This is a genomic window from Streptomyces sp. NPDC058231, assembly GCF_042882275.1.
Taxonomy (GTDB): domain Bacteria; phylum Actinomycetota; class Actinomycetes; order Streptomycetales; family Streptomycetaceae; genus Streptomyces.
Window position 1 is genome coordinate 109,473 of record NZ_JBHVWN010000008.1, and the last position, 21,781, is coordinate 131,253.

General features: G+C 68.2%; 13 protein-coding genes. 9 read left to right on the forward strand and 4 right to left on the reverse strand.

The genetic code is table 11. From position 1 onward, the window contains the following. Positions 1-33 precede the first annotated feature (33 nt). Positions 34-3,570, reverse strand: a complete 3,537-nt coding sequence (locus ACFVXE_RS08455; RefSeq protein ID WP_389670242.1) for a LamG domain-containing protein — start codon at positions 3,568-3,570, stop codon at positions 34-36. Positions 3,571-4,934: 1,364 nt separating this feature from the next. Then, positions 4,935-5,498 (reverse strand): hypothetical protein, encoded by a 564-nt coding sequence (locus ACFVXE_RS08460; RefSeq protein ID WP_389670334.1) that lies wholly within the window; start codon positions 5,496-5,498, stop codon positions 4,935-4,937. Between the two features lie 189 nt (positions 5,499-5,687). On the opposite strand from ACFVXE_RS08460, the gene ACFVXE_RS08465 reads away from it, so the two are divergent. The 3 genes from ACFVXE_RS08465 (at position 5,688) to ACFVXE_RS08475 (ending at position 11,911) form a co-directional block, all read left to right on the forward strand. Beyond that, positions 5,688-6,026 (forward strand): DUF1360 domain-containing protein, encoded by a 339-nt coding sequence (locus ACFVXE_RS08465; protein ID WP_389670243.1) that lies wholly within the window; start codon positions 5,688-5,690, stop codon positions 6,024-6,026. Then, a complete protein-coding gene (locus ACFVXE_RS08470) occupies positions 6,026-7,762 on the forward strand; it encodes a hypothetical protein (protein ID WP_389670244.1) in 1,737 nt (578 codons plus the stop codon). Before ACFVXE_RS08465 ends, ACFVXE_RS08470 begins: the two co-directional genes overlap by 1 nt. Before the next feature lie 231 nt (positions 7,763-7,993). Further along, positions 7,994-11,911, forward strand: a complete 3,918-nt coding sequence (locus ACFVXE_RS08475) for a phage minor head protein (RefSeq protein ID WP_389670245.1) — start codon at positions 7,994-7,996, stop codon at positions 11,909-11,911. A gap of 1,024 nt (positions 11,912-12,935) precedes the next feature. Here the strand turns inward: ACFVXE_RS08475 and ACFVXE_RS08480 are convergent. Both ACFVXE_RS08480 and ACFVXE_RS08485 read right to left on the reverse strand, forming a co-directional pair. After that, entirely contained in the window at positions 12,936-14,222 is a 1,287-nt protein-coding gene (locus ACFVXE_RS08480; protein WP_389670246.1) for a hypothetical protein, read from the reverse strand. 9 nt (positions 14,223-14,231) lie between these two features. Then, entirely contained in the window at positions 14,232-16,268 is a 2,037-nt protein-coding gene (locus ACFVXE_RS08485) for a DEAD/DEAH box helicase family protein (protein WP_389670247.1), read from the reverse strand. Positions 16,269-16,548: 280 nt separating this feature from the next. On the opposite strand from ACFVXE_RS08485, the gene ACFVXE_RS08490 reads away from it, so the two are divergent. The 6 genes from ACFVXE_RS08490 (at position 16,549) to ACFVXE_RS08515 (ending at position 21,697) form a co-directional block, all read left to right on the forward strand. Then, positions 16,549-18,261, forward strand: a complete 1,713-nt coding sequence (locus ACFVXE_RS08490; protein WP_389670248.1) for a major capsid protein — start codon at positions 16,549-16,551, stop codon at positions 18,259-18,261. Positions 18,262-18,343: 82 nt separating this feature from the next. Beyond that, a complete protein-coding gene (locus tag ACFVXE_RS08495; RefSeq protein ID WP_389670249.1) occupies positions 18,344-19,165 on the forward strand; it encodes a cupin in 822 nt (273 codons plus the stop codon). Positions 19,166-19,179: 14 nt separating this feature from the next. Continuing rightward, positions 19,180-19,638: a hypothetical protein gene (locus tag ACFVXE_RS08500; protein WP_389670250.1), complete on the forward strand. Its 459-nt coding sequence runs from the start codon at positions 19,180-19,182 to the stop codon at positions 19,636-19,638. A gap of 283 nt (positions 19,639-19,921) precedes the next feature. Continuing rightward, a complete protein-coding gene (locus ACFVXE_RS08505; protein WP_389670251.1) occupies positions 19,922-20,362 on the forward strand; it encodes a hypothetical protein in 441 nt (146 codons plus the stop codon). A 68-nt stretch (positions 20,363-20,430) separates the two neighbouring features. Then, positions 20,431-21,162: a hypothetical protein gene (locus ACFVXE_RS08510; protein ID WP_389670252.1), complete on the forward strand. Its 732-nt coding sequence runs from the start codon at positions 20,431-20,433 to the stop codon at positions 21,160-21,162. Between the two features lie 79 nt (positions 21,163-21,241). Next, entirely contained in the window at positions 21,242-21,697 is a 456-nt protein-coding gene (locus ACFVXE_RS08515) for a hypothetical protein (protein ID WP_389670253.1), read from the forward strand. The last annotated feature ends 84 nt before the right edge of the window (positions 21,698-21,781 follow it).

Here is a 21,781-nt window from a genome sequence, read left to right on the forward strand (position 1 = left end):
CGGGCAAGGAAACCCGCCCTGCCCCGCCCACTTCTACTGCTGCTCGGTGTTACGGCGGTTGGCGATCATGTCGGTGGAGGTGGCTCCGGCCCAGACACGGACGCTGTCAATTGCCCCGGGGAAGTAGCGCGCGGCAGCGCCGTTGATCTTCGCCCGGCCGATCTCAAACGCTTCGCCGCCCTGCCAGGGGGCCGAGTACGGCACGCCGTCCTCGTCACCCATCAGGGCGCTATCGACGTAGAGCTTGAGCGCGCCGAGCTTGGATGTGTCGTCGGGGTCGGCTGCCGCCTGCGCGTCATAAACGACCGACAGCATGACCGGGACGCCCAACTGGGCCGTGGTGAACGCGGTGGACTCGCTCTCGGTCCAGACCGCCCCGGTGCCGTCCTTGTCGGGACGGCCGAACGTCCACCGCCCCTGGGTGCTGCCGGCCGGTTGCTCGTACCAGACACCCCAGGAGGACTGGCTCGCCCCCGACTGGCCGAACACCTGCACCGCGTACGACTTGCTGGTGTCAGCGAGCTTGGCGGGGTCCAGTGTCACCCAAGCTGTCGCGGTGAACGAGCCGGAGTCGTCGACGACCGGACCGGTGGCGGTGGCATACGCGCTGGTGCCGTTCAGGGTCATCTTCTGCGTGGTCGTGACCTCTTCGCCGATATCCGGGTCGCCGGTGGTGAACTGGGTGAGCGCGGCCCCGTTTAGGGCGAGGTTTCGGTTGAAGCCGCTCGTGTCCTTCACTGTGGTGCCGGTGGCGTTGGCCACGTCCGTGGCGTCCCACTTGGCGACGAGCGCCGGGACCGGGTCGCCGGCGGTGCCGTCGCCGAGGTCCTCGTCCTCCAGCCAGGCGTCGTGGGCGACCTCGGTGTCCGCCAGCGTGCGGGACCAGACCTTGACCTCATCGATGGTGCCGGCGAAGTTTTCCTTGCCGGTCGCCGAGGCCCAGAGCCTGCCGACCTGCAGTCCGCCGGATGCCTTCCACGGGGTCATCGTGAACGGCACCGGCTCGCCCTGCGGGACGCCGTTGACGTAGAGCTGGATCGTCTGCGCCGCTGCGTCGTAGACACCAGCGAGATGGGTCCAGGCGTTCAGGACCGGGGGTTTCGCTCCGAGCGAGCGTGTGATCGCCGGGCTGGCGACGTCCGTCTGGTGCCGGTTGAAGACCCAGGCGTTGTAGGTCGTGGAGTAGTAGAGCTGAAACCCTGAGGCGTTCGTTCCCGCCTGTGACAGAACGGTGTAGTTGACGTCCTTCTTCTCCAGACGGACCCACGCCGAAACGGTGAAGGACTTGGTGGTGTCCAGTACCGCGCCAGAGGTGGAGAGGTAGGCGCTCGTGCCGTTGAGCTTTGCCGCGCCGGAGCCGCTGCGGGCCAGGGTGTCCCAGGTGGCCCCCGAGGAGGTCAGCGGGTGCTGGGTGGTGGTGGCGGCGTCGGTGAGGGCGTTGTCCAGGTGCCAGATGCCCGAGGGGTTCTCGGCGCCCTTCACCAGGAAGCTGTAGTAGCCGGTGAGTGAGCTGTGGTCGGCCGCGTCGTAGCCCCAGACTTGGATGGTGTTCTCGCCGGCCTGGTTCGGGGTGATCGTCTGGGTGGTGGCCGTGCCCTTGGCAACGGTGATCGGGGCAGAGACCGCGCCGCTGTTCAGCCTCCACTTGTAGCTGACGACGTCGGACTGGATTCCGGCCGTGGTGGCGTTGGTGTCCGCGGGGGTGAAGGTGAACTTGCCGGACGTGCCCATCCCGCCCGCGGCCGGGTCGGTCTCGGCCGGCTGGTAGACGCCGTCCGCGCTGGTCACCACCGGGGGCGGCGGCTTGTCAGTGTCGACCCGGAAGTAACACCAGGACGTCCAGGCTGAGTCCAGGACACCGGTGGCGCCCCGGTCCGTCTTGTAGTACGCCTGCGTTTTGGCCCGCATCCGGTAGTCCGTCTGTGCTGGCAGCGTGCTGGAGGTCGCGTCGCGGGCGGCGTTGTCGGCCACCCATGCGCTGTCCGGCGAGGCCGCGTCCCAGGCGCGGCTGGAGCCGTCGGCCTTCCATACCTCGAACTGGGCGCGCAGTTGGGCGTTGGAGCCGTCGGCCGACTGCACTGTGGCCAGCATCTTCGGCTTGGTGCTACTGGTGGCGAAGGGCAGCGTGGAGGCATTGCAGGCCAGTCCGGTGGTGCCCTGCTGGACGCCGTACGAGGTCGGCTTGTCCGGGTAGGAGATGTACGTCACCGAGAGCTTGGCGTCGTTCCGGAACCGCGCCCAGGCTGCCGCGTCGGACTCGTCGTGCGCGGTCAGTGAGAAGGTGATCTGCGACTCCTTGTTCGTGGCGTAGGAGGCGAGGGTCGTCGTCAGGTTCTCGTTCGTCTCCTCGTCCACGTTGTCGCTGAAGCGCACCGAGTTAGCCGGCTGCGACGGGCTACACAAGGTGCCCCGGCCGTAGGCCACGTTCCGGTCACCCATCAGGTCTACCCCCGTGGGGCGGGACGACCACGTGGTGCTGGAGGAGATGCCCTTGTCGACGCGGCTCAGGTCGTACCAGTGCGGATCGCACGTGAACGTCCACTCCTGGTACACCTCCATCGTCGCGTCCAGGACCTTCTTGCCGTGGATCGACGACAGCGGGTACTCGAAGTACATGCGCTGGGTGTAGGGGCTGCTGGAGCAGAGGTAGCCGGCGTAGTTGGAGCAGCGCCCCACGCCCTTGTCCCCGTCGAACTTCCAGTACTTGGTGCCGTTGGAGGCCAGAGCCGTCCAGTCGCCCAGGGAGATGCCCTTGGTCGGCGGATCGATGTACAGCGGGAAGACGGTGTCCTCGCCGTGCAGCAGGGCCGGATCGGGCGTGATCTCCAGGGTGGTGCCGCTGACCTTGAGCGGGACCTCGGCCGCCGCATCACCACTGCCGGGGCCCTCCGAAGGAGCCGGCTCGCCCCCGGCAGCGGGCAGCGGGACCGCCTCCGTCGCCTCCGGCTCACCCTCGGCCTCCGCCTCTGCTGAAGAAGCAGTGCGGGCGGATTGCGTGGTGACAGTGGCGGGGGTGTCACCGGCCGAGTCCCACATCCGCCCCGCCGGGCTCTCGAAGACCGGGCTGCCGTCGCCGTCGCGTGCAACGAACCCGCCGTCGGCCGTCGGGGCGATGTCCAGGCCGCTGCCGGAGACGGTCATCTTGATTGTCGCGAGTGCCGGGTTCTCCGCGGCCTCCGCAGTCTTGACCACGAGCACCGAGGTGTAACCGGAGCTCAGCGCGGTCAGTTGCAGATCGACATCCGGGAGGACTCCGGCGTAGGTGGCTGTGTCGCCGTCGAGCCGGGGCTCGGGGAGCGCGGTGGGCCAACCGAGCTGCAGCTTGCGCCCCTCGTCCTCCAGCGTGACCAGTCCGTCCCCGCTGCCGCCGCCCGAGAAGGTGAGACCAGCCGTCGTATTTTTCGCCCGCACGGAGCCGTCGGCCTCGCGCATCAGGGTGGTGTCGATGGCGGCCCAGGTACCGTCGGCCTTCCGGGCACGGACAGGGGCTGCGTTCATCTCCTGGGTGAAGGTGCCATCGGGGTTGGCGAAGACCTGGGATGATTCGGTGGTCGCCGCGTTCACGGCCACCCGCTCACCGGTCTCCGCCGCGAGAGCGCTCGCCTTCGACTCCGGAGTCCCGTCAGCCGCTACCGACGCCGCCCTGTCACTGGCGAGTGCCGGAGTCGCCCCGGCCCCGACTATCGGAACTGCACCCCCTAGGAGCGTGACGGCTACCGCCCAACTCCCCACCGCCTGACGCCAGCCGTGCCGCCTCTTTTGCGTGAACACGCCGCACCCGTCCCCTTAGCTTTTCTTTACAAGAAACTGTGAGGATCATGTGGCGGTCGAACGCACTGGTCAATGGTGACACACATCACATTGGTCTTTTCGTTGCAGGTCAGCGAGGCTCCCGCCCCTGGAACTCCCCAAATGAGAGCGCGAGTTCGACCTTCATCCCCGCTTTTCTTGAAGCCCCGGATCGGTGGCCTGTAAAACTCATGAAGATCTTGGTGACGGGCTGTCGGGCTGTCAGGCGGACGGCAGCTTTGGTCATACGCCGGCCGGGGCGAGGTATCAGACGAGGTTCGCACCGGGCGCGTCGGCTGCTACGGGGTGGCCTCGTCGTTCACCTGATTCACCCTTGCCCCGGGAATCCCCAGGGCCTCGACGATCCGACACCAGGCTTCGACGAAGAGCGGTACAAGAAACGCAACAACGTCGAGCGAACTATCAACAAGCTCAAGCGCGCCAGAGCCGTCGCCACCCGATACGACAAGCGCGGCTCCGTCTAGCCCGGACTCGCAACCGCCGCAGCCCTCATCATCTGGCTCCGTACATGATCGACCCGGCAGCGGTTACTCGGCGGAGTGCGGGCCCGTCTTGCCCGTGAACGGGAAGAGTGGATAGCCCTCCACGCACTGGTCCCCGGGTGGGTGGTACGGCCAACCCATCCCAAACCGGTACAGCAGAGTCAGTGCGATGACAACCGCGAGCGGTGCGAGCCACATGGCTGCCCGCCCACCCCGAAGTGGCCACCTCCGCAGTGCGAGTTGGAGCAGAAGCAGCAGCAGAGTGATGCAGAGCCACACGACAGGCAGCATCATCTGCAGCCCTATGTTGTTGCTGGCGTCGTTCCCGAGTGGGCAACTCGCCCACGACCGAATGGTCCACACTGTGCCGCCATACACGCCGAAGGCGGAGAGGGAGGGAGCCAGCAAGTACCAGCCGCACCCCGGCGCAGAAGCGGGCGCCCCGCCGTCCATCCTTGAGACATGCATTCCTGTGCCTCCCCCTGAAGACCGCCCCGCAGAGTGACCGAGCAAGCGGACTGCCCGACCTCCCCCGAGGCGACCGCGCTACTACTTCACTCACACTGGCCAAAGAACGATCAATTCGGTTCCCACGTGAGCCGCCTTACCGTGATCGGCCGGACCGTTCCTAGTAGGGCTTTGTTACGTGTCTGGGCAGGCGGCTTGTGGGGCGGCCAGTGACCGAGCGAACTCGGTAAGCGTGCGGAAGTCTTCCTCGCGTAGACCGATTCGAGGGTTGACGTGGTGGAGAAGACCAGGGCCTTGGTGGTGGGCAGCCACGTACACGTCGTCGAGATCACTCTGCTCGTCGTCCACCCAGGCGAACGGACGACCGCTGGCGTGGTCCACAAGGGGGCGGGTCTTCCAGTGGACCCCGTCGGGACGTTCCTGGAACAGGGCGTCTCCGAAGTCGACGAAGGGGAGTTCGGGAAGGCCGAGCGCCGGGGCGATCCACCGATTGGCGTCGTCCATCCATGTGGTGGCCCAGCACAGCTCGTAGTCGAGCCTGAGCAGGGCTTGCCCGTGCTCAGGTTTGAGCCAGACCCTCAGGGGCCGCCGCCGAACCGAGAGCCCTCCGTGATCCGTAGGTGTCCTGCTGTCACGGGGCACCCTGAGAGTCGTGTAGCCGGCGGGGCGCTTCTCTGGCTTCGCCGCATAGGGGTTGAGCGGCCCGTCGACGTCGAGAAACAGCAGTGGCCGGTCCACGATCTGCCCCCCGCTCAACATCGGCTGTGTCGTGGAAGCGTAGCTGCAACGATCGGCCCGGCGTCGGGCCGATCTGATGCGATGACCCCGCTGTGGCACCTGCGAAGACCATGCCGGACCCCATCGTGCGAGATGGCCTATCATCCTCCGCTGAACTCGGCCGGATGATCTGCACATCGGGGTACGAAAATGATCAATCCCGTAGAACTCGCCTCCCTCGCGCTCGCCGGATACCGCGGCACGCAGTTCGCCGTCCATGACTCGATCCTCGACCCGGCCCGCGACCGGGTCCACGCCTGGCACCATAGGCGCCCCGACTCCACCGCCCGAGACTTCGTGGTGACGCTGATCTCCTGCGTCTACTGCACCGGCTGGTGGGTGTCCGGCACCCTGCTGCTGACCTACCTCCTCGTCACCAGCCAATGGCACCAGGCGCCGCTCCTCGTCCACGGCATCGAGTGGCTGGCGGTCGCCGGCGCGGCCGTTCTTCTCAACCGCTGGGATGACTCCCGCAAGGACAGCGCCTGATGGCGCGTCGCGAGATCACCGCGGCAGCCTCCCGGTACACCGCCCGCAAGATCCAAGGCAAGGGTGCGGGGAACCAGGCGTGGCAGGGCCGCTCCTACGACATGTACCACCGTGTCCCCGAGGTGCGGTTTGCCGCCGCATGGATCGGTAACGCCATGTCCGCCGGTCGGCTCTTCGCGGGAAGGCGCGCCGAGGACGGGTCGGTTGAACGGGCCCCCACCGGTCACCGGGCCTCGGAGATCGTGTCGCAGATCGCTGGTGGTGCCGACGGCCAGGCGAAGATGCTTGCCGCGTTCGGGAAGCACCTGACCATCCCCGGGGAAGGGTGGATCATCGTCCGCCCCAACGCCGAGGTGAAGAGCCCTTACAGCCCCGTGGACGGCCACGACTGGCGTGTCCTGTCCGTGAAGGAAGTCAAGCAGCAGTCGGGGAAGCTCACCGCCGAGATCGACGGCGAGGAAATCGGCATCGATCCGGGTGACCCGGAGACCCTGAACCCAGACGGGCCGGTCGCAATCCGGGTGTGGGAGCCTGACCCCGAACGGTCTATCGAGGCCGACAGCCCGGTTCGCTCCAGCCTCGAACTCCTCGAAGAGCTGGTGCTGCTGAACGCTGCGGTAAAGGCGATCGCCCGTTCCCGCATCACCGGCCGTGGTCTCCTGCTCATCCCGAAGGGCACCAGGTTCCCGACCAGCAACACCCAGGGCGGCGCCGAGGACGACCTGCTTGAGATTTTCATGTCGATCGCCGAGACCGCGATCCGTGACCCCGAGTCGGCCGCCGCGACCGTTCCGATCATCCTCGAACTGCCCGCTGACGCGATCGCCGACTTCAAGCACCTGAAGTTCGAGTCGGAATTCGACGACCTTGCGCTGAAGTTGCGCGAGGAAGCCATCCGCCGTTTCGCGACTGGCCTGGAGATCCCCGCCGAGATCCTCCTCGGCCTCGGCGACGTCAACCACTGGGGGGCCTGGGCGTTGACCAGTGAGGCGATCCGCCTCGGCATCGAACCGAAGCTCGCCACGGTCGCGCACGCCCTCACGCAGCAGTGGTTGCAGCCGATCCTCGCGGCGGAGAAGGACCCGGATTGGCACCGATGGATGGTCTGGTACGACACCAGCCCTCTGCGGGTCCGCACCAACCGGTCCGAGACCGCCCTGCAGGCCCACGACCGGCTCGTCATCAGCGACGCCGCACTGCGCAGGGAAACCGGGTTCGACGACGGCGACGCCCCCACACCGGAGGAGCTTGCCCGCCGGTCCTCCCAGGGCGTCGAGACCAACGACAGCAACGAGGCGCCGCCCGGAGCGCCCGGCCTGCCCGTCGACGAGTCGGAGTCGGTACCCGGCACCTTGACGTCGTCCACCGCGGCCGCCGCGCACGACGGCCTTCTCGCGGCAGCCGACGGTCTGATCTGGAACGCCCTCACCGCGGCGGGGGAGACGCTCCGCAAGACTCCGGCCTGTCCGCGCAGCGAGCGAGGGAGGATCCGCGAGGTCGAGGCGGCCCGCGTGCACACCCTGCTCCCGGTCCAGGCCACGCAGGTTGAGCAGTGGCGCCTCCTCGATGGCGCCTGGTCCCGTGCACCGGAGATCGCCGCCCGGTACGGCATCGATGCCGGGTGCCTGACCGCGTCGCTCGACGAGTACGCACGCGAGCTGATCGCCGCAGGAGTCGAGCACGAATACCGGCTTGTGCCGACGGTTCTCTCTTCCTGCCTCGGAACAGCCGCATGACGGCCCGGCCCGTACGACGCAGCCCCGGCGTCCAGCAGTCGGCCGGGACCGGCGTCGCGCTCCACCCCGGGACGCCCCGGACCGGTTGGTGCCTCGACTGCAAGGCGTGGACCCACATCAGCGCGGACCTGCTGCTCCTCACCTCTGGCGGCCTGACCACGGTCGGCACATGGGCGTGGTGCGAAATCTGCGAGGACCCGGATAGCCCGCTACCGGTAAGGAGGATCGGCAGTGGCCGATCGTGACCGCCAGCTCGACCAGGCCGAAGCCGATTTCGCCGAAGCGGTCGCTCTCGCTCTCACGGAGACGGCCGGCGAGTACGCCGACGCAGTCCAGGCCGCGACGGAGCTCGTTGCCGCCCGGTTCGCCGTTGGCCGGATCGCCCGCATGTGGGGCAACCGAACCAGGGGCCTGGTGCGCCGCCTCCTGGGGACCGCCGAGACCGCCGCGGCTGCCGCAGCCGAGGACGCCGGCACCGAACTCCCCGACGGGTGGGACGACCTCCCCGGGCGGTACGACGTCGACACCCTGCCCGAAGGCCTGGGCCAGTACGTCGAGACGACCGAGCATCTGCTCCGTGTGGTCGGCGACCGCCTCGCGGAGACCGCCCGCGCCGAGCTGTCCGCCGGTATTGACGCCGGGGAGGACGTGGACCAGCTCCGGGCCCGGCTGCGTGCGGCGTTCGCCCGCGACGGCGCCAACCTCGGCCCCGTGCGCGAGCAGCGCATCGCCCAGACCGAAGCGTCCCGGGCATGGAACACGGCCACGCTCGCCGCCGCACAGGCAGTGACCGGTCCGGACCGGCCCCTGGTGAAGCAGTGGGTCACCCGGCACGACGCGAAGGTGCGCACCGCCCACGACCAGGTCGACGGGCAGATCCGGCTGCTCGCCGACCCGTTCACCGTCGCCGGCGTCGAGATGCAGACCCCCGGCGACCCGACCGCCCCGGCCGGACTGGTCATCAACTGCCGATGTCGCCTTGCAGTCGCCCCCGAACTGCGAGCAGCCGCCCACGAAGTGAAGGACGCCCGGCGCCCTTACGCCTTGGAATCTGAGGAGAGCAGTGTGCAACCCGACCTGTCCGTGACCGCCTCGGGCGGCCACAGCGGCGCGATGATCGCGCTCATGCCCAGAGAGGAAGACGCCGAGCGCCTGGCCCTCAACGCCCCCGACGCCGAACCCGCCCACGAGCTACACCTGACGCTGTTCTACCTCGGCGAGGGCGCCGACTGGGACGAGGAGTGCCGCACCGACCTGATCGCTGGTCTCCGCTCCCGTGCCCTTGACCTCGACCAGCACATCGGCGGGCGGGCGTTCGGTGCGAACCAGTGGAACGCCGACCGCGATGAACCGTGCTGGGTGTGGTCCGTCAGTGATGACCCCGACACCGATGGCCCCAACCTCGAAGCCGCCCGCTACGCCGCCGTAAACGCGCTGGAGGACATGCACCGCCAGCCCAAGATCCCGGCCCAGCACACGCCTTGGCAGGCGCACGTAGCCGCCGCGTACAGCCGCAACACGTCCCTGCTGGCCCAGATGAACAAGCGCCTCGGCCCCATCCGCTTCGACCGCCTCCGGGTCGCGTTCGCGGGGGAGCACACCGACATCCCTCTCGGACCTGTAGAGGAGACCTCCCAGATGGACGACGACACCATGACCAGCCCCGGCCTCAGCGGACGGCCCTGGGATACCCCCGGTGACGCCGCCCTGGCCTACGAAAACACGGAGACCGGCGACGGCCGCGTGTTCCGGCCCGGGTCGCTGTACTGGACCGGGGCCGGCCCGTGGCCGCTCCAGCACGCCGACGAGATGCTGATGGGACACCAGGGCGCCGAGCTCGCCGGTGCCATCCAGTCCATCACCCGCGACGGCGACCGGATCACGGGCACCGGCGTCATCTACCCCGACCGGCCAGCAGGTGCCGACGCCCTGATGCTGCTGGAGGAGCGCGCACCGCTCGGCGTGTCCGTCGACCTTGACGACGTCAGCGTGGAGTTCGTCGACCGCACCGCAACCGATAGCGAAGACGACCAGGTGGTGCTTCTCGCATCGCTGCCGTCCGCGTCGATGCTCCGCCTTGATGACGGCTCCTGGATGGTGACCGCTTCGACGACCCGTGAGTGGACGGCGTCCGGGATGTCGCTGTCGCGGACCGCGTCCGGGGCCCAGCTCGTCACTGGGAAGGACGGCCTGCTGTCCGCCGCAGCCGTACGGGAAGCGTTCGCCGGGACAGGCGTCCTTACTGCGGCTGCCGGAGACCCCGACGACGACAGTCTCGGCACTGTCGTGCACCGCGAGTCGTCCGGAGACCTCCTGCTGAGGGTCACCCGCGCCCGGCTCCGCGGCGCAACGCTCGTAGCGATGCCCGCCTACCACGATGCGCGGATCGTCCTCACCGGCGAGCGGAACGACCAGGACAGCGAATACGACCTGGCGGCCGGGTCCGGGCCGAGTGCCGCCCACCTTCAGGTGGTGGCGTTCGTCAAGAGCTCCCCATCACCGGTCGGTGCCCGTCTGGTTGCCCGTGCGCTCGGCATGAAGATGGAGGCCGCGCGCGGGCACCTGGCCCGTGCGGCGAAGGCGGGCCGGATCGTACGGCTCGCCCCCGGCCTGTACATCGGCCCCTCCTCGGAAGCGCCAGCGAACGCCATCACCGCGGCGGCGTCCGGCGACCTCGACCTCCCCGTCGATGACGACCGCGATCGGCCGTGGGACGGGGACGAGGCGGGCAAGAACGTTCTCGCCTGGGCGACTGACGGCGACACCGTGGACGCGGACAAGCTCGGCTCCGCGTTCCTGTGGCGCAACGAGGACGTCGACCCGGGCACGGTCGCCGCGTACAGGCTCCCGTTCGCCGACGTCATTGACGGCGAGCTGCGGACCGTTGCCGCTGGTGTCTACGCCGCCGCGAGCGCCCTGCAGGACGACGCGGATATCCCCGACGACGACCGGGACGCACTCAAGGGCCGCGTGGAGACCCTCTATGGCCGCCTGGCCGCCGCCTTCGACGATCCGTCGGTCATCCCGCCGTGGATGGACGACGGTGACGAAGAGACCGCGTCGATGCGAGAGCTGGTCGCGTCCGCCTGGACTGCGATGAAGGACCTCCCGCCGATGCCCGCCTCCTGGTTCCGCGAGCCCACGGCCGCCGAACTGCCGCCCGGCTCCGGGGGAGTGCATTACGCGGACGGCCGGATCTACGGGTGGGTTGCCCTGGCCGGCGAACCGCACGCGGGGTTTCCGGGCCGGAACCTGACGGTCGAGTCCCTGGGGAGGCTCGATCTGACCCACTTCCTACGGGCCAAGTTCCAGCTGGACGACGGCAGCACCGTACGGGCCGGGGCGTTCACGATGAACGCACCACACCACCGCGACGGCGCCGAGTGCGAGTCCGCAGCGTGCCAGTTCGACGACAGTCGCACTGTCGCCGGGATTATCACCGTGGGGCAGAACAGCGGCGGCCTCTGGTTCTCCGGCGCAGCCGGCCCCTGGCTCTCGGATTGGGACCGCACGGTGTTCCAGGGCTGCCAGCCGAGCTACCACATGAAGCAGGGCAAGGGCGGCCAGTGGCAGCTCCGGGCGGTCCTGTCGGTGCCGGTACCCGGTCACTCCTCGCCGCTGCTCGCCACCGCGGTCACCGAGCGCTCGAACCTTGCTCTCGCCGCCTCAGCGGCCAACGTCCTCCTGTCCCCGGACACGGTCGGACACCGTCCGGACACCACCCCGGACACGGCCGGGCAGCACTCGGATACTTCGCCCGGCACTGTCCCTGACCTGACCGGACATCGCCCGGACACCGCCGTGGACCTGAGCCTGGACATGTCCGAACGCTCGCCGGTGCCGAGTGGGGAAGCGCACGCCGTCGCCTCCGCGCTCCTATCCAGCGTCCCGTTCATCGACGTCCTCCTGGAGGCCATGGACCGCCGCCAGGAGCAGCGAGACGCGGCAGCGCGCGAAGAGGCCGCTCATCTCGCAGCCTCCGTCATCGCACCGGCCCGAGCCGACCTCGTGGCCGGCCGAACCACCACCGAAACGAAGGGAAGGTCTGATGGCCTGCTCCTGCCAGAAGAACCGCAAGCAGTGGGAAGTCGTAGCCGAGGCCGGCAAGGGGAAAGTGCTGTACAGCTCCTCATCGAAAGCCACGAGTGAGTCGGTAGCCCGCCGGTACCCGGGCAGCATCGTGAGGGAGAAGGAGAAGGCCACACAGCCGTAACGCTCGGGCCCAGCGGGCACCCTTACTCGCTGGGCGTCAGCGCCTGCTCCGCAGCCGCGAGGACTCCGCGGACCTGGCGGCCGGGCCGCGGCCCGGCTCGGGCTTCAGGAAGAGACACCGAATCGCGCGGATGCGGCGGGGCCGGCGGCTAGCGGCATATACGCGTGCCGCGACGCCGGGTGTTCCCGGGGCATGCCGTACGGGGCCGATTCCTGGTGTGGCCCAGTGCTGTTCGAGGTCGGTCATGGCTGCGCCGGCGGTTGCTTGGTCGGCGCCGGGATGTCGAGGACGACGAGGCCACTGACGTGCTGTGAGTCGATCGGTCGCGTGCTCGTAGCGACGAGTGACCGACCATGCGGTTCCGCCGCTGTGGCGGGTTCCGCTTGTACGAGGGACAAGGGCTTAGGCGCCAGACTACTGTCCCGCGCAGGGGAGGGATTGCCGTCCCTGAGTGGAAGGAGCGGCCGAGTGACGACGAGACCGTGGGTGCGACGTCCGATAGACGAAGTTCGACTGCATGCCTGGATGCCATACGCGGGCGGATCGAACCGGAGATGGATACTGGCGGAGTTGGGGGATGGCATGCGCCCCACCTGGAACCCAGATGCTGAGCCAGCGCGGTGGGAGATAGCCCGGCCTCACCTGCGCACGCTCATCGAGGCGATGGCCATCAAGTTTGGGGTAATCGACGTCTACCTGCAGTTCTCCACCCGCCAGAGGTGTGATGTCAGGTGCCAGGATGCCCGGGGCGATGACTGTGTCTGTCGCTGCATGGGGGAGAACCATGGCGGCGCGGCGTACTGGCGCGGATGGACGCAGGTTGGGGACACCACGCTGGTGAGTGACCCTGAGGTGTGCGAGCGGCACTACGTGGTCCGCCGCAGTGATGTGACTTCAGCCTGAAACGAGGGGCGGCTGACCCACACCAGCCAGCGAGTGGGAACAGCCGCCAGTTCGTTTTTATTTGTTACGGGCGATGCTCGCTACGAGAGCGTTCACAGACTCCTGCAGCGCGCTGATTTCCTCGCGAAGCCCGTCATCGATCACATCCGGGAGTCTGGCCGGATCGATGGTCGCGATGGTCTTCCGCGTGGCCTTGAGCGCGGTCTGGAATCGTGCTCGCTGCTCTGTGGCGTGTGCTTCCGGATCAGCCTCCACTGCACGATTGACGAGTTCCTGCACCAGGTCGTAGGCGCTCGTCACTAGTTCTGGATCGGTAGGGGTATCCGTGACGGAGGCCAGCTGTTCGGATACCTGTGCCCTGATCTGTTCGGGCAGCTCGATCAGCTGCCCGGAGGCTGCTTGAGCCTTGCCCTCCTCCGCTACTTGCCTTACGTACTCGACCTGCTCGGACCGGCGCTCTTCCACCGTCAGGGCCTTGAGCGCGGCGCGAGCCGCATCCGCGGTTCTCGGGTCGGCGAGGATGGCGGCTCGGAGGGCGGTGGGATTTTCAGCAACCTCCAGGGCCTTGGTCGGCCGGATGCCTTGCGCCTCGGCCGCGGCACTGATCAGTGCACCTCGGTCCGTTGAGGCGCTCCGCCGGCTGCTGTAGTAGAGCGTCCAGTCTTCGGCAGGCGGCAGGTCCACGGGCTCATGCCCTGGGCAGAGTTGATCGGCACCGTGAGCTACAGCGCCTGCGGTATGTGCCGCTTCCCATGCCTTGTAGTACCGCAGGACTCGGTCGGCGCTCGTTCCTGCCCGCTTGGCGAACTCGTTGGCGGAGATCTTCGTTTTGGCTGCCCGCCCCCGCCCCCCGTCCTCCGCCGTCGCTCCCGACGTCTGTGGATGCACTTGGCACGCCACAAAGAACGCCAGCCACCAGCTGCCCGACTTGTCCAGCGCCGCCCACGCCTGGATGTCACGGTCGCGCTGCTGCTCGGAGTATCCGGTGATGCCGTCTTGTGCCAGCAGCCGACGGACCTCGGAGCGCATGGCGTCCATCTTCGAGCGAAATTCAGCAGCCGCCTCGTGGGGATGCTGCATCTGCAGAAGGACGTGGACGTCCTCGACTCGCTGCCCCAGACCGAAGGGTGGCTTCGCCTCAATGAACTCTGCGAAGGAGGAGAACGGGTCTGAAGAGCTGACCCCTGAGGGAATCTGCCGCCAGGTCTCGTCAGCCACAACAGCGGCTAGTAGTTCGAGGAACCCGCCGGGCGTTCCGCCGTCGCGCTCCGCAGCGTTACGGAGCCGGTAGACACGCTCCTGCTCGGGTGTGAGCTGTGAGTTCGAATCTACGCGTACGGTCATGTTGCCCTCCTATTTCAGGGCTAGCGCGGCCTTGAGCCGCTTCTCGGCGCGATCCACGGTGTTGGCCGTCTTCGCGGTGTAGCCAGCAGATTCATTGACCCTAAAGGTGGCCTTGGTTACGGCGTCCTGGTAGCCGGGGGACCCAGGCGTCACCCCCCGGGCGTGAAGATACTTGGTGATGGCACTGGTGGTCCTGCTCCGGACGTCCTCGATGATCTCTTTGTCCGTGCGAGGCGGCTGAGGCATCTGAACGATCACTTCGGTGTCCTGATCGCTGCGAGGGCCTGGCACGTCCTGGACCCGCTTCGTCCGGATTCCGTAGAGCTCCAGGAACCGGGCGAATTTGGTGGCGTCTTCGGCGGAGTCCACTTCGACCTTGATGGACTCGATCAGCATCAGTTCGTCGGACTCGATATCTGTGTCGTTGCTCGCCGCACGTACCGTGGTCGCCACGGCCGACTCCACATAAGTCAGAGCGAGTTGCTGCTCCTCCGGCGTATCCCCGCCCTCGGCAGCAGCCTCGCGTTCCTTGACGCGACGTAGACCTTCCTCCTTCTCGCCGCGCAGGTGCTCTAGGAACTCCTGCATCTTCGGGTCATCCGGGGCGATGATCAGACACGACTGCTCGCGGGGCGGCATCCCGCTCCACACGCGCAGGCCACGGCCGACCAGCTGCATGAGGTGCCCGCGGTCGCGGTAGTGGGTGAGGATTCCCACCACAGTGATTTCCGGGCAGTCATAGCCGATAAAGGCCATTCGTACCGTGACCAGGATGTCCATCGGCAGCGAGCGAAACTCTGCCAGCGCCCGTGGAGCGTCCGTGTCCGACGAGACGGCGATACCTACCCGCAGGCCGGGGTGGCGTTGCTGCAGGTACTTCTGGACCCTCTTCGCTTCGTTCTGGCCCATGCAGGAGATCAGCCCACGGTAGGAGGGGTTGAACTTCTGCTTGTCCCGAACTTTAGCAACCACCTGGTCAACCAGCGGTTCCCAGATCTTGGGGTCCCGCAGCACTTCGGCCAGGCCGTCGCCGTCATCAGAGAGGTTGTAGGTGAGGAGGGACTCCCCGCTCCCGCGGTCAGAGGGGTCGCCGAGGGTGCGTCGGGAGACCAGGGCCTCTGTACGCGAGAGCTCGAAGGTGCGGAGGTAGTTCTCGGCGATGCCGTCCGCGTAGGTGGCCTCTGCGTGCTTCACCAGGGGTCGCAGACCCTTGGGATCGCCTGGGCGCGCATCCTCGTAGTCCGCCAGCACCAGAGGGTTGTTGTCGGCCCTATAAGGAGTGCCGGTCAGCAGAAGGCTGTGCAGTGCGAAGCCATGAAGCTTCTGTATCAGCGTGCCGGCGCGCGTCCCCCCACCGTCACCGTCCCTGTCGTCCCCACAGAACTGCGCTTCGTCGGCGATCAGCAGGAAGCGGCCCTGATGCTTGACGGCCCACTCAGTGAAGATCGACTCGCTGGTTGCCAGAGCGCTGTACGTGGCGACGAACCCCGTACCCTTCCCGGCAGTGAGCGGCACCTCGTTCGTGCGATGCCAGATCTTTCCGAAGCGCGGCGACTCGAACAGCTCGCACAGCCCTGCTTCATTCCGGTCTGGGGTTAGATGCTGCCACCCGATCTCGCACTGCTGTGCCAACGTGACTCGCGGCACGAAAACCGCTATGTGATCGATACGACCCTCACGAAAGAGACGCGTGGCCAACGAGAGATAGGCCAACGTCTTGCCTGATCCTGGCGATGCGAGCACCACCGTGCGGTCCCGGCCCGACTCGATACCATCGATGACCTGAGTGATGACGTCTGCCTGGAATGGCCGCGGCTTGAACGTGTCCTGGAAATGCATCTCCCGCCCCTTCTTGTGGTTACACCCTGCGCACAGGGCCTGTCCGTTCTCGATCGTCGTCGGGCCACCGGAGACCCACGGGATGCGATGGTCGGCGTGCCAGCCGATCCCGAGCTCCTCACCGCAGAGCTCGCAGAGCCCCTCGGCGAGCGAATACAGCACGTGACGCTGCTGGGAATTGAAGAAGCGCTGTGGATCAAGCTGCACTAACAGCCCCCCTCAGAACCGTCGTTGGACGCAGCGTAAGGCTCTGCACTGACAACGAGCGTGCAATCAGGAGTTGTCGTCCGATAGGTGGATGACGTGACTGCCGACTGGAGGGCGGTGACTGTCAGTCGGCGGAGCGGCGCTCCCCGTCTGACGGGCACTCGGGAAGAGAGGTCGCTCGCTGTTTCCCGCCTGGGGGGAGGCAGCTAACGGCCACAAGTGGCGGACAGCTGGATCAGGCCTGACCGGCCCGGGGAAGGAGTCCTGCCTTGACGCCCGCTTGGGTGGGAGGCGGGCTAGGATTCGTCACGATGTCGCTGGTTTTGGGCCGGACTCTCCAAGATCGATCACTGGAGATCTGCCCATGGATTCGTTCGAGCTGCCCGACGACATCACCACCCTTAATGACGATGAGCTGGCCAGTGCTCTTTCCGGGGCAGTCACCGAGTTCGACGCGAAGTCACGGTCGACCACCGTCACAACGAAGGACCTCGAAGCGCTGCGCTCCCTGGCCACCGCGGTTGAGTCGATCCGTGCCGAGCAGGGCGCCCGCCGGGAAGCCGCCGAGCAGGCCGCCGCCGAGATCGACGCGCTCGCGGCGCAGGTGCGTGGCGACGACGCCGACGGGGCCACCGAGGGCGAGGAGGCGGCCCCGGAGGAGACTGCCGCCGCTGCGGAGCCCGAGGAGGAGGCTGCCCCGGAGACCGTCACCGCTGCCGCGGTGCGCCGCCCGGCCCTGGACCTTTCCAGCGTTCGCCGCCACCAGCCCCGTGTCCTGCCGCCGGACCCCAACCCGCGCCCGGAGATCACCGCCTCCGTCGACGTCCCCGGATACTCGCCGGGCCAGGCCCTCGACATGGAAGGCGTCACCGAAGGCATCATCCGCCGCGCCAACGCGCTGAAGACCGCTGGCGGCGGTGTTGGCCTCACCGCGTCCTACCGGCTCCCGTTCCAGCCCGAGCTGATCGTCAACGACAGCTCCTCGGGCACGGAGGGGACCCGTGCGGTCGTCCTCGCCGGCGACCAGAACCGGCTCAACGGCGGCGACCTGGTGGCGTCCGGCGGCTGGTGCGCCCCGTCCGAGACGGTCTACGAGCTCACCGGCATGTCCTGCCCGGAGATGCTGTGGGACCTGCCGGAAATTCAGCTCGCCCGAGGCGGCCTGCGCTACTTCCCGATGCCGTCGCTCGACGTCGCAACCATGACGTTCGTGCACACAGAGGCCGACGACATCAGCGGGGCGGTCAAGCCGTGCTTCCGCATCCCGTGCCCCGAGCCGGTTGAGGTCCGATGCGAAGCCATCGGTGCGTGCCTGGAGTCCGGCATCCTGACCCAGCGGCACTTCCCGGAGCTCGTGGCGTACTACCAGTCGCTGGCGATGGTTGCCCATGAGATCCGCATCCGCCAGGAGCTGTTCACCCAGGCCGTCGCCGCGTCCACAGCGGTGACGATCGCCCCGACGTTCGGCGCTTTCTCGGCGCTTTTCGCAGCGGTCGCCCTCCAGGCAGCGGACATGACCGAAAAGCTGTCGCTCTGCCAGAACATCAACATCGAGGTCGTCTTCCCCTGGTGGAGCAAGAACCTGTTCCTCGCGGACATTGCCCGCCAGAACGGTGTCCCTGTCAGCGACGTCAGGATCCAAAACGTGATCAACGCGTTCGCTGAGCTCGGCATCTCGATCCAGTGGGCGCGCGGCCTGAACCCGACCGTCCCCACCCAGATCGGTGGCCCGGCCCCCGCCACCGCGTGGCCCGACTCCGTGCCGTTCCTGATCTACCCAGCCGGCACGTTCGAAGCCGGACGCGGCGGCGAGATCAGCCTCGGCGTGATCCATGACAGTTCGAAGTTCCAGACCAACGACTACACGGCCCTGTTCACCGAGGAGTGCTCGGCGCTGATCACGCGGAACAGCGAAGCGCGTGTGGTCACGGTCCCCGTGTGCCCCGACGGCCGCACCGGCGAGCAGCTCGGCATTGACTGCCCGATTGCCTGACTCAACCCGTCCCAGCCGAGGGCCAGGCAGCACGCCGGGCCCTCGGCTCCCCGCATTTTCACCAGGTTGAGGAGGTCGGCCAGTGCCGAGTCCAGGTCTGCGGCGCCGAGTCGAGGCGATCCCCGGTGTGCCGCTGCCGCACGGCATCCTCGGGGGCTGCGTCGACATCGTCGACATCGAGGACATGCACGAACTCCTCGGCGTTGAGTGGATGTCGCTCGGGTGCTGCCCCGTGCGCGACACCGGCTGGTGTTCCGAGGAGTCCCCGGGCGCCATCGTGCCGCCGAAGGAGTTCTGTTCACCCGAGGCAGAGTTCGCCGAGCCGCACACGATCTACGCCGGGGCGAAGTGCTCGACCATGGGGTGGAGCTACGAGGAGGCCGTGGAGCAGGTCACGGCCACCCTCGAACTCGGCGAGCAGCGCGCGATCGAAGAGGCTTTCTGGCGCGACAAACTGGCCATGCGGGCGGTCGACCTGACGCCCGCTGACGGACCGGTGAGCATGGCGGCTGGCGTCGCTGCGCTCGAAGGATGCCTTGCCGAGACGTACGGGGGCATCGGAGTCCTGCACGTCCCGGCCGGGGCCGCCGCGCTCCTCGGCTGCTGCAATGTGCTGTCGCTCGTCGACGGCACACCGCGGACCCTCACTGGGAACTGTGCGGTGCTCGGCGCCGGGTACTCCGCACAGAACACCGGCCCCGGGGGCATCCCGGCCGACCCCGGCACGGCATGGCTGTACATCTCAGGGCCGGTCCTCGTCAGGCGCGGGCCGGTCGACATCATCCCCGACCGCGCAGGCCCCGCGATCGATATCCGACTGAACGACCTGCGCGTGCTGGCCGAGCGGACTGTCGTCGTCGGGACCACCTGCGCCGTGTGCGCCATCAACGTGACCCTGTGCTAGCTCCAGGAGAGGCCATGCGCCCGACCATTCGTGTAAAGCCTGCCCGCGAGCAGATGCGGGACTTCGCCGGGTGGGCGGTGGAGCAGCGGCCGAAGGTGCGCACCGTCGCCCCAGACGCCTTCGGCGTACCCGTCGACCTCTTCACCTCGGTGCCCGAACCGCTGCTGATCGGCTCCCTGATCGACGGGCAGCGGTACGTGTCTCCGGCGGAGGACGCGGCCGAGGGACGGCCAGAGCCGGGCCCCGGCGACATGTTGGGAGTGGCAACCCCCGAAGGGCTCACTGCGCAGGAGTCCGTCCCCGGCGAGCCGCTGCCCGAGGTCCCTGCCGAGGCGTACGGGCCGGACTCGGTGCCGCTCACGGCCGGCGAGAACGGCTTCCACTGCGACGTCTGCCCACGTGAGTTCACCAGCGAGCGCGGCCGGGACACCCACCGCCGCCTGAAGCACGGGGAGGCCCCCGATGCCGGTTGAGCCGCTGCCCTGTCTCACCAGCGGGGGCGGCGGGACACCAGGCACCTCGTGCTGCAGCCCCTCCATCACATCCACCCCGCTCTGCCTCGCAGACGGGACGCCGGTCCTCCTCGTCTTGCGCTCACCGTGCGTATGCGACGGCGCCCCCGCCGCCGCTCCCGAGACCGTCGGCTGGCTCAACCCTTCAACCGGCGCGTTCACGCCCGGGCCTGTCCCGGCCGGGACCGGGCCCTGCGGTACGTCCGAGGGCTGCGCGAGCGTCGTCGTGCTCCCGCTGTGTGACGTGGCCCCCGACGGGACGTCCACCACGTTCCTGCGCCACCTCGTCCACGACTGCGACGGCGCGGTGACCGCGACCACGGACACCACGACCGACGGCGTGACCGCGTACACCCCGGCCGGCACGGTCGGCGAGTGCGCACCGTGCGAGCCCGTCGCGATGTGCCCGCAACTCCTCGGCCTGTCCGGGCCCGAGACCTGGAACATGCCCCCCGGTACCGAGTCGGTATCCATCACCGTGTTGTGCGGGCCCGTCACGGTCACCGACTGCACCGGCGCGGCAACCGTCATCAACGAGTGCGGCACGGCCTTCAGCTGGAGTGCGCCGTCGACCAACTCGTGCGAGCCCGGGCGCCTGTGCGACCCGTTCACCGTCGATCTCCCCGAAGGCGCCACCGCCTACATCCAGTGGCTCAGCCCCTGTGCCTCCGGTGACGAGTCGTGACCGCCCCATCCCGAACCGCCTGACACCTGTGGCCAACCACGGTCACTACCCCACAGAGGAGAACCACCATGGCCGGTAAGAGTTGCTGCGGCGGCGGTGGCGGCACCGTCAACGTCAACATCCCCGCCGACAATGAGATCGCCGTCCTGTGCGACGTGGCTGCTGACGGGACGAGCGTGCCGTTCCTGCGCAGGTACGCCGTCGATGCGGCCGGGGCCGTCACGACGACGGACACGGCACTGGATGGCACGACCGCGTACACGCCCGCGGGCACCGTGGGCCTGTGTGACGCGACTCCCGCAGAGGAGTCGCCGGGCGAGCTGCCGTGCGCGAAGGCCGTGATCGAGCGGTGTGGCTGTGATGACACGGACGGTGACGGTGTCGGAGACGTCACGTACACCGAGCTGTGGGCTGTCGACCCGTGCAACGGCGCTGCGCCCGAGCTGATCGGCACGTTCCAGGACGGCGACTTGACGCAGCCGTACACGCCAGTCGCGCCGGTGGACTGCACGTCGACGGTCGACGCGACCACGCCCCCCGCCCCGGTGACCGTGCACTCCGGCGGCGCGAACCTCGCCCCGTCGACGGCGGCCGCTCTTCCGACCGCCGGCCTCCAGTCCCTGACCGTGACCACGCTGACTGGCACCACGGACGTGGTCACCGACTCCGGCACGGTCACCATCCCGGCCGGAGCGACCCTCACGTGGTCGGTGACGCGCGACCAGGACTCGAACCTGACGGTCACCTCCGTCACGACCGGCGCGGCGTCCACGGCCCTTGTGGCATGGACCAACGCCTGACCGTCCTCTCCCGACCCCCGCGGCCCCGAACCTCCAGGCGGGGCCGCGGGCCCTCCACAGCGACCCATAAGAGGCGATCATGAGCGGAACCAGCGGCGCCTACACGCCGCCCCTACTGTTCGGAGAGGTGACCGGCGGCACCGCGGACCTCCAGGCCGTGGCTGCGGACACGTGGGTGACGACCGGCGCGGAGGTCCTGCTTCCGGAGGCCGGAACATACGCGGTGTCTGCTGACGTGTTCTCGGACATCACCGGGACCACTCCGTGGGCGGTCGCGGTGAATGCCCGCCTGTTCGACGTGACAGCCGGAGCCGAGATCGCGGGCACCACCAGGCGGATCCAGTACGACAACCTCAACGACGGCGGCGGCAGCGTCCTGGAGCTCCAGAACGCGGGCACCTTGAACGCCAACGTGACCGTGACCGGGCTGACCACGATCCGCCTCGAGGGGATGCGCCAGTACGTCGGGTTCAACGACTCCACACGCTCGGCCCTGATCAGTGAGCGCCTCGCCTTCACCAAGATCAGCAGCTAGGCAGGAGCGGATCACATGAGCGGAACCTCGGGCGGCTACACCGTGCCGTCGCGCTGACGTGGGAGTGCATCGGTTGACCGCGCC

What these genes read in the sequence shown, in the direction of transcription:
- ACFVXE_RS08470 (WP_389670244.1), top strand. Translation starts at nt 6,026, where the DNA reads ATGGCGCGTCGCGAGATCACCGCGGCAGCCTCCCGGTACACCGCCCGC.
- ACFVXE_RS08465 (WP_389670243.1), top strand. Translation starts at nt 5,688, where the DNA reads ATGATCAATCCCGTAGAACTCGCCTCCCTCGCGCTCGCCGGATACCGC.
- ACFVXE_RS08480 (WP_389670246.1), bottom strand. Translation starts at nt 14,222, where the DNA reads ATGACCGTACGCGTAGATTCGAACTCACAGCTCACACCCGAGCAGGAG.
- ACFVXE_RS08515 (WP_389670253.1), top strand. Translation starts at nt 21,242, where the DNA reads ATGAGCGGAACCAGCGGCGCCTACACGCCGCCCCTACTGTTCGGAGAG.
- ACFVXE_RS08510 (WP_389670252.1), top strand. Translation starts at nt 20,431, where the DNA reads ATGGCCGGTAAGAGTTGCTGCGGCGGCGGTGGCGGCACCGTCAACGTC.
- ACFVXE_RS08500 (WP_389670250.1), top strand. Translation starts at nt 19,180, where the DNA reads ATGCGCCCGACCATTCGTGTAAAGCCTGCCCGCGAGCAGATGCGGGAC.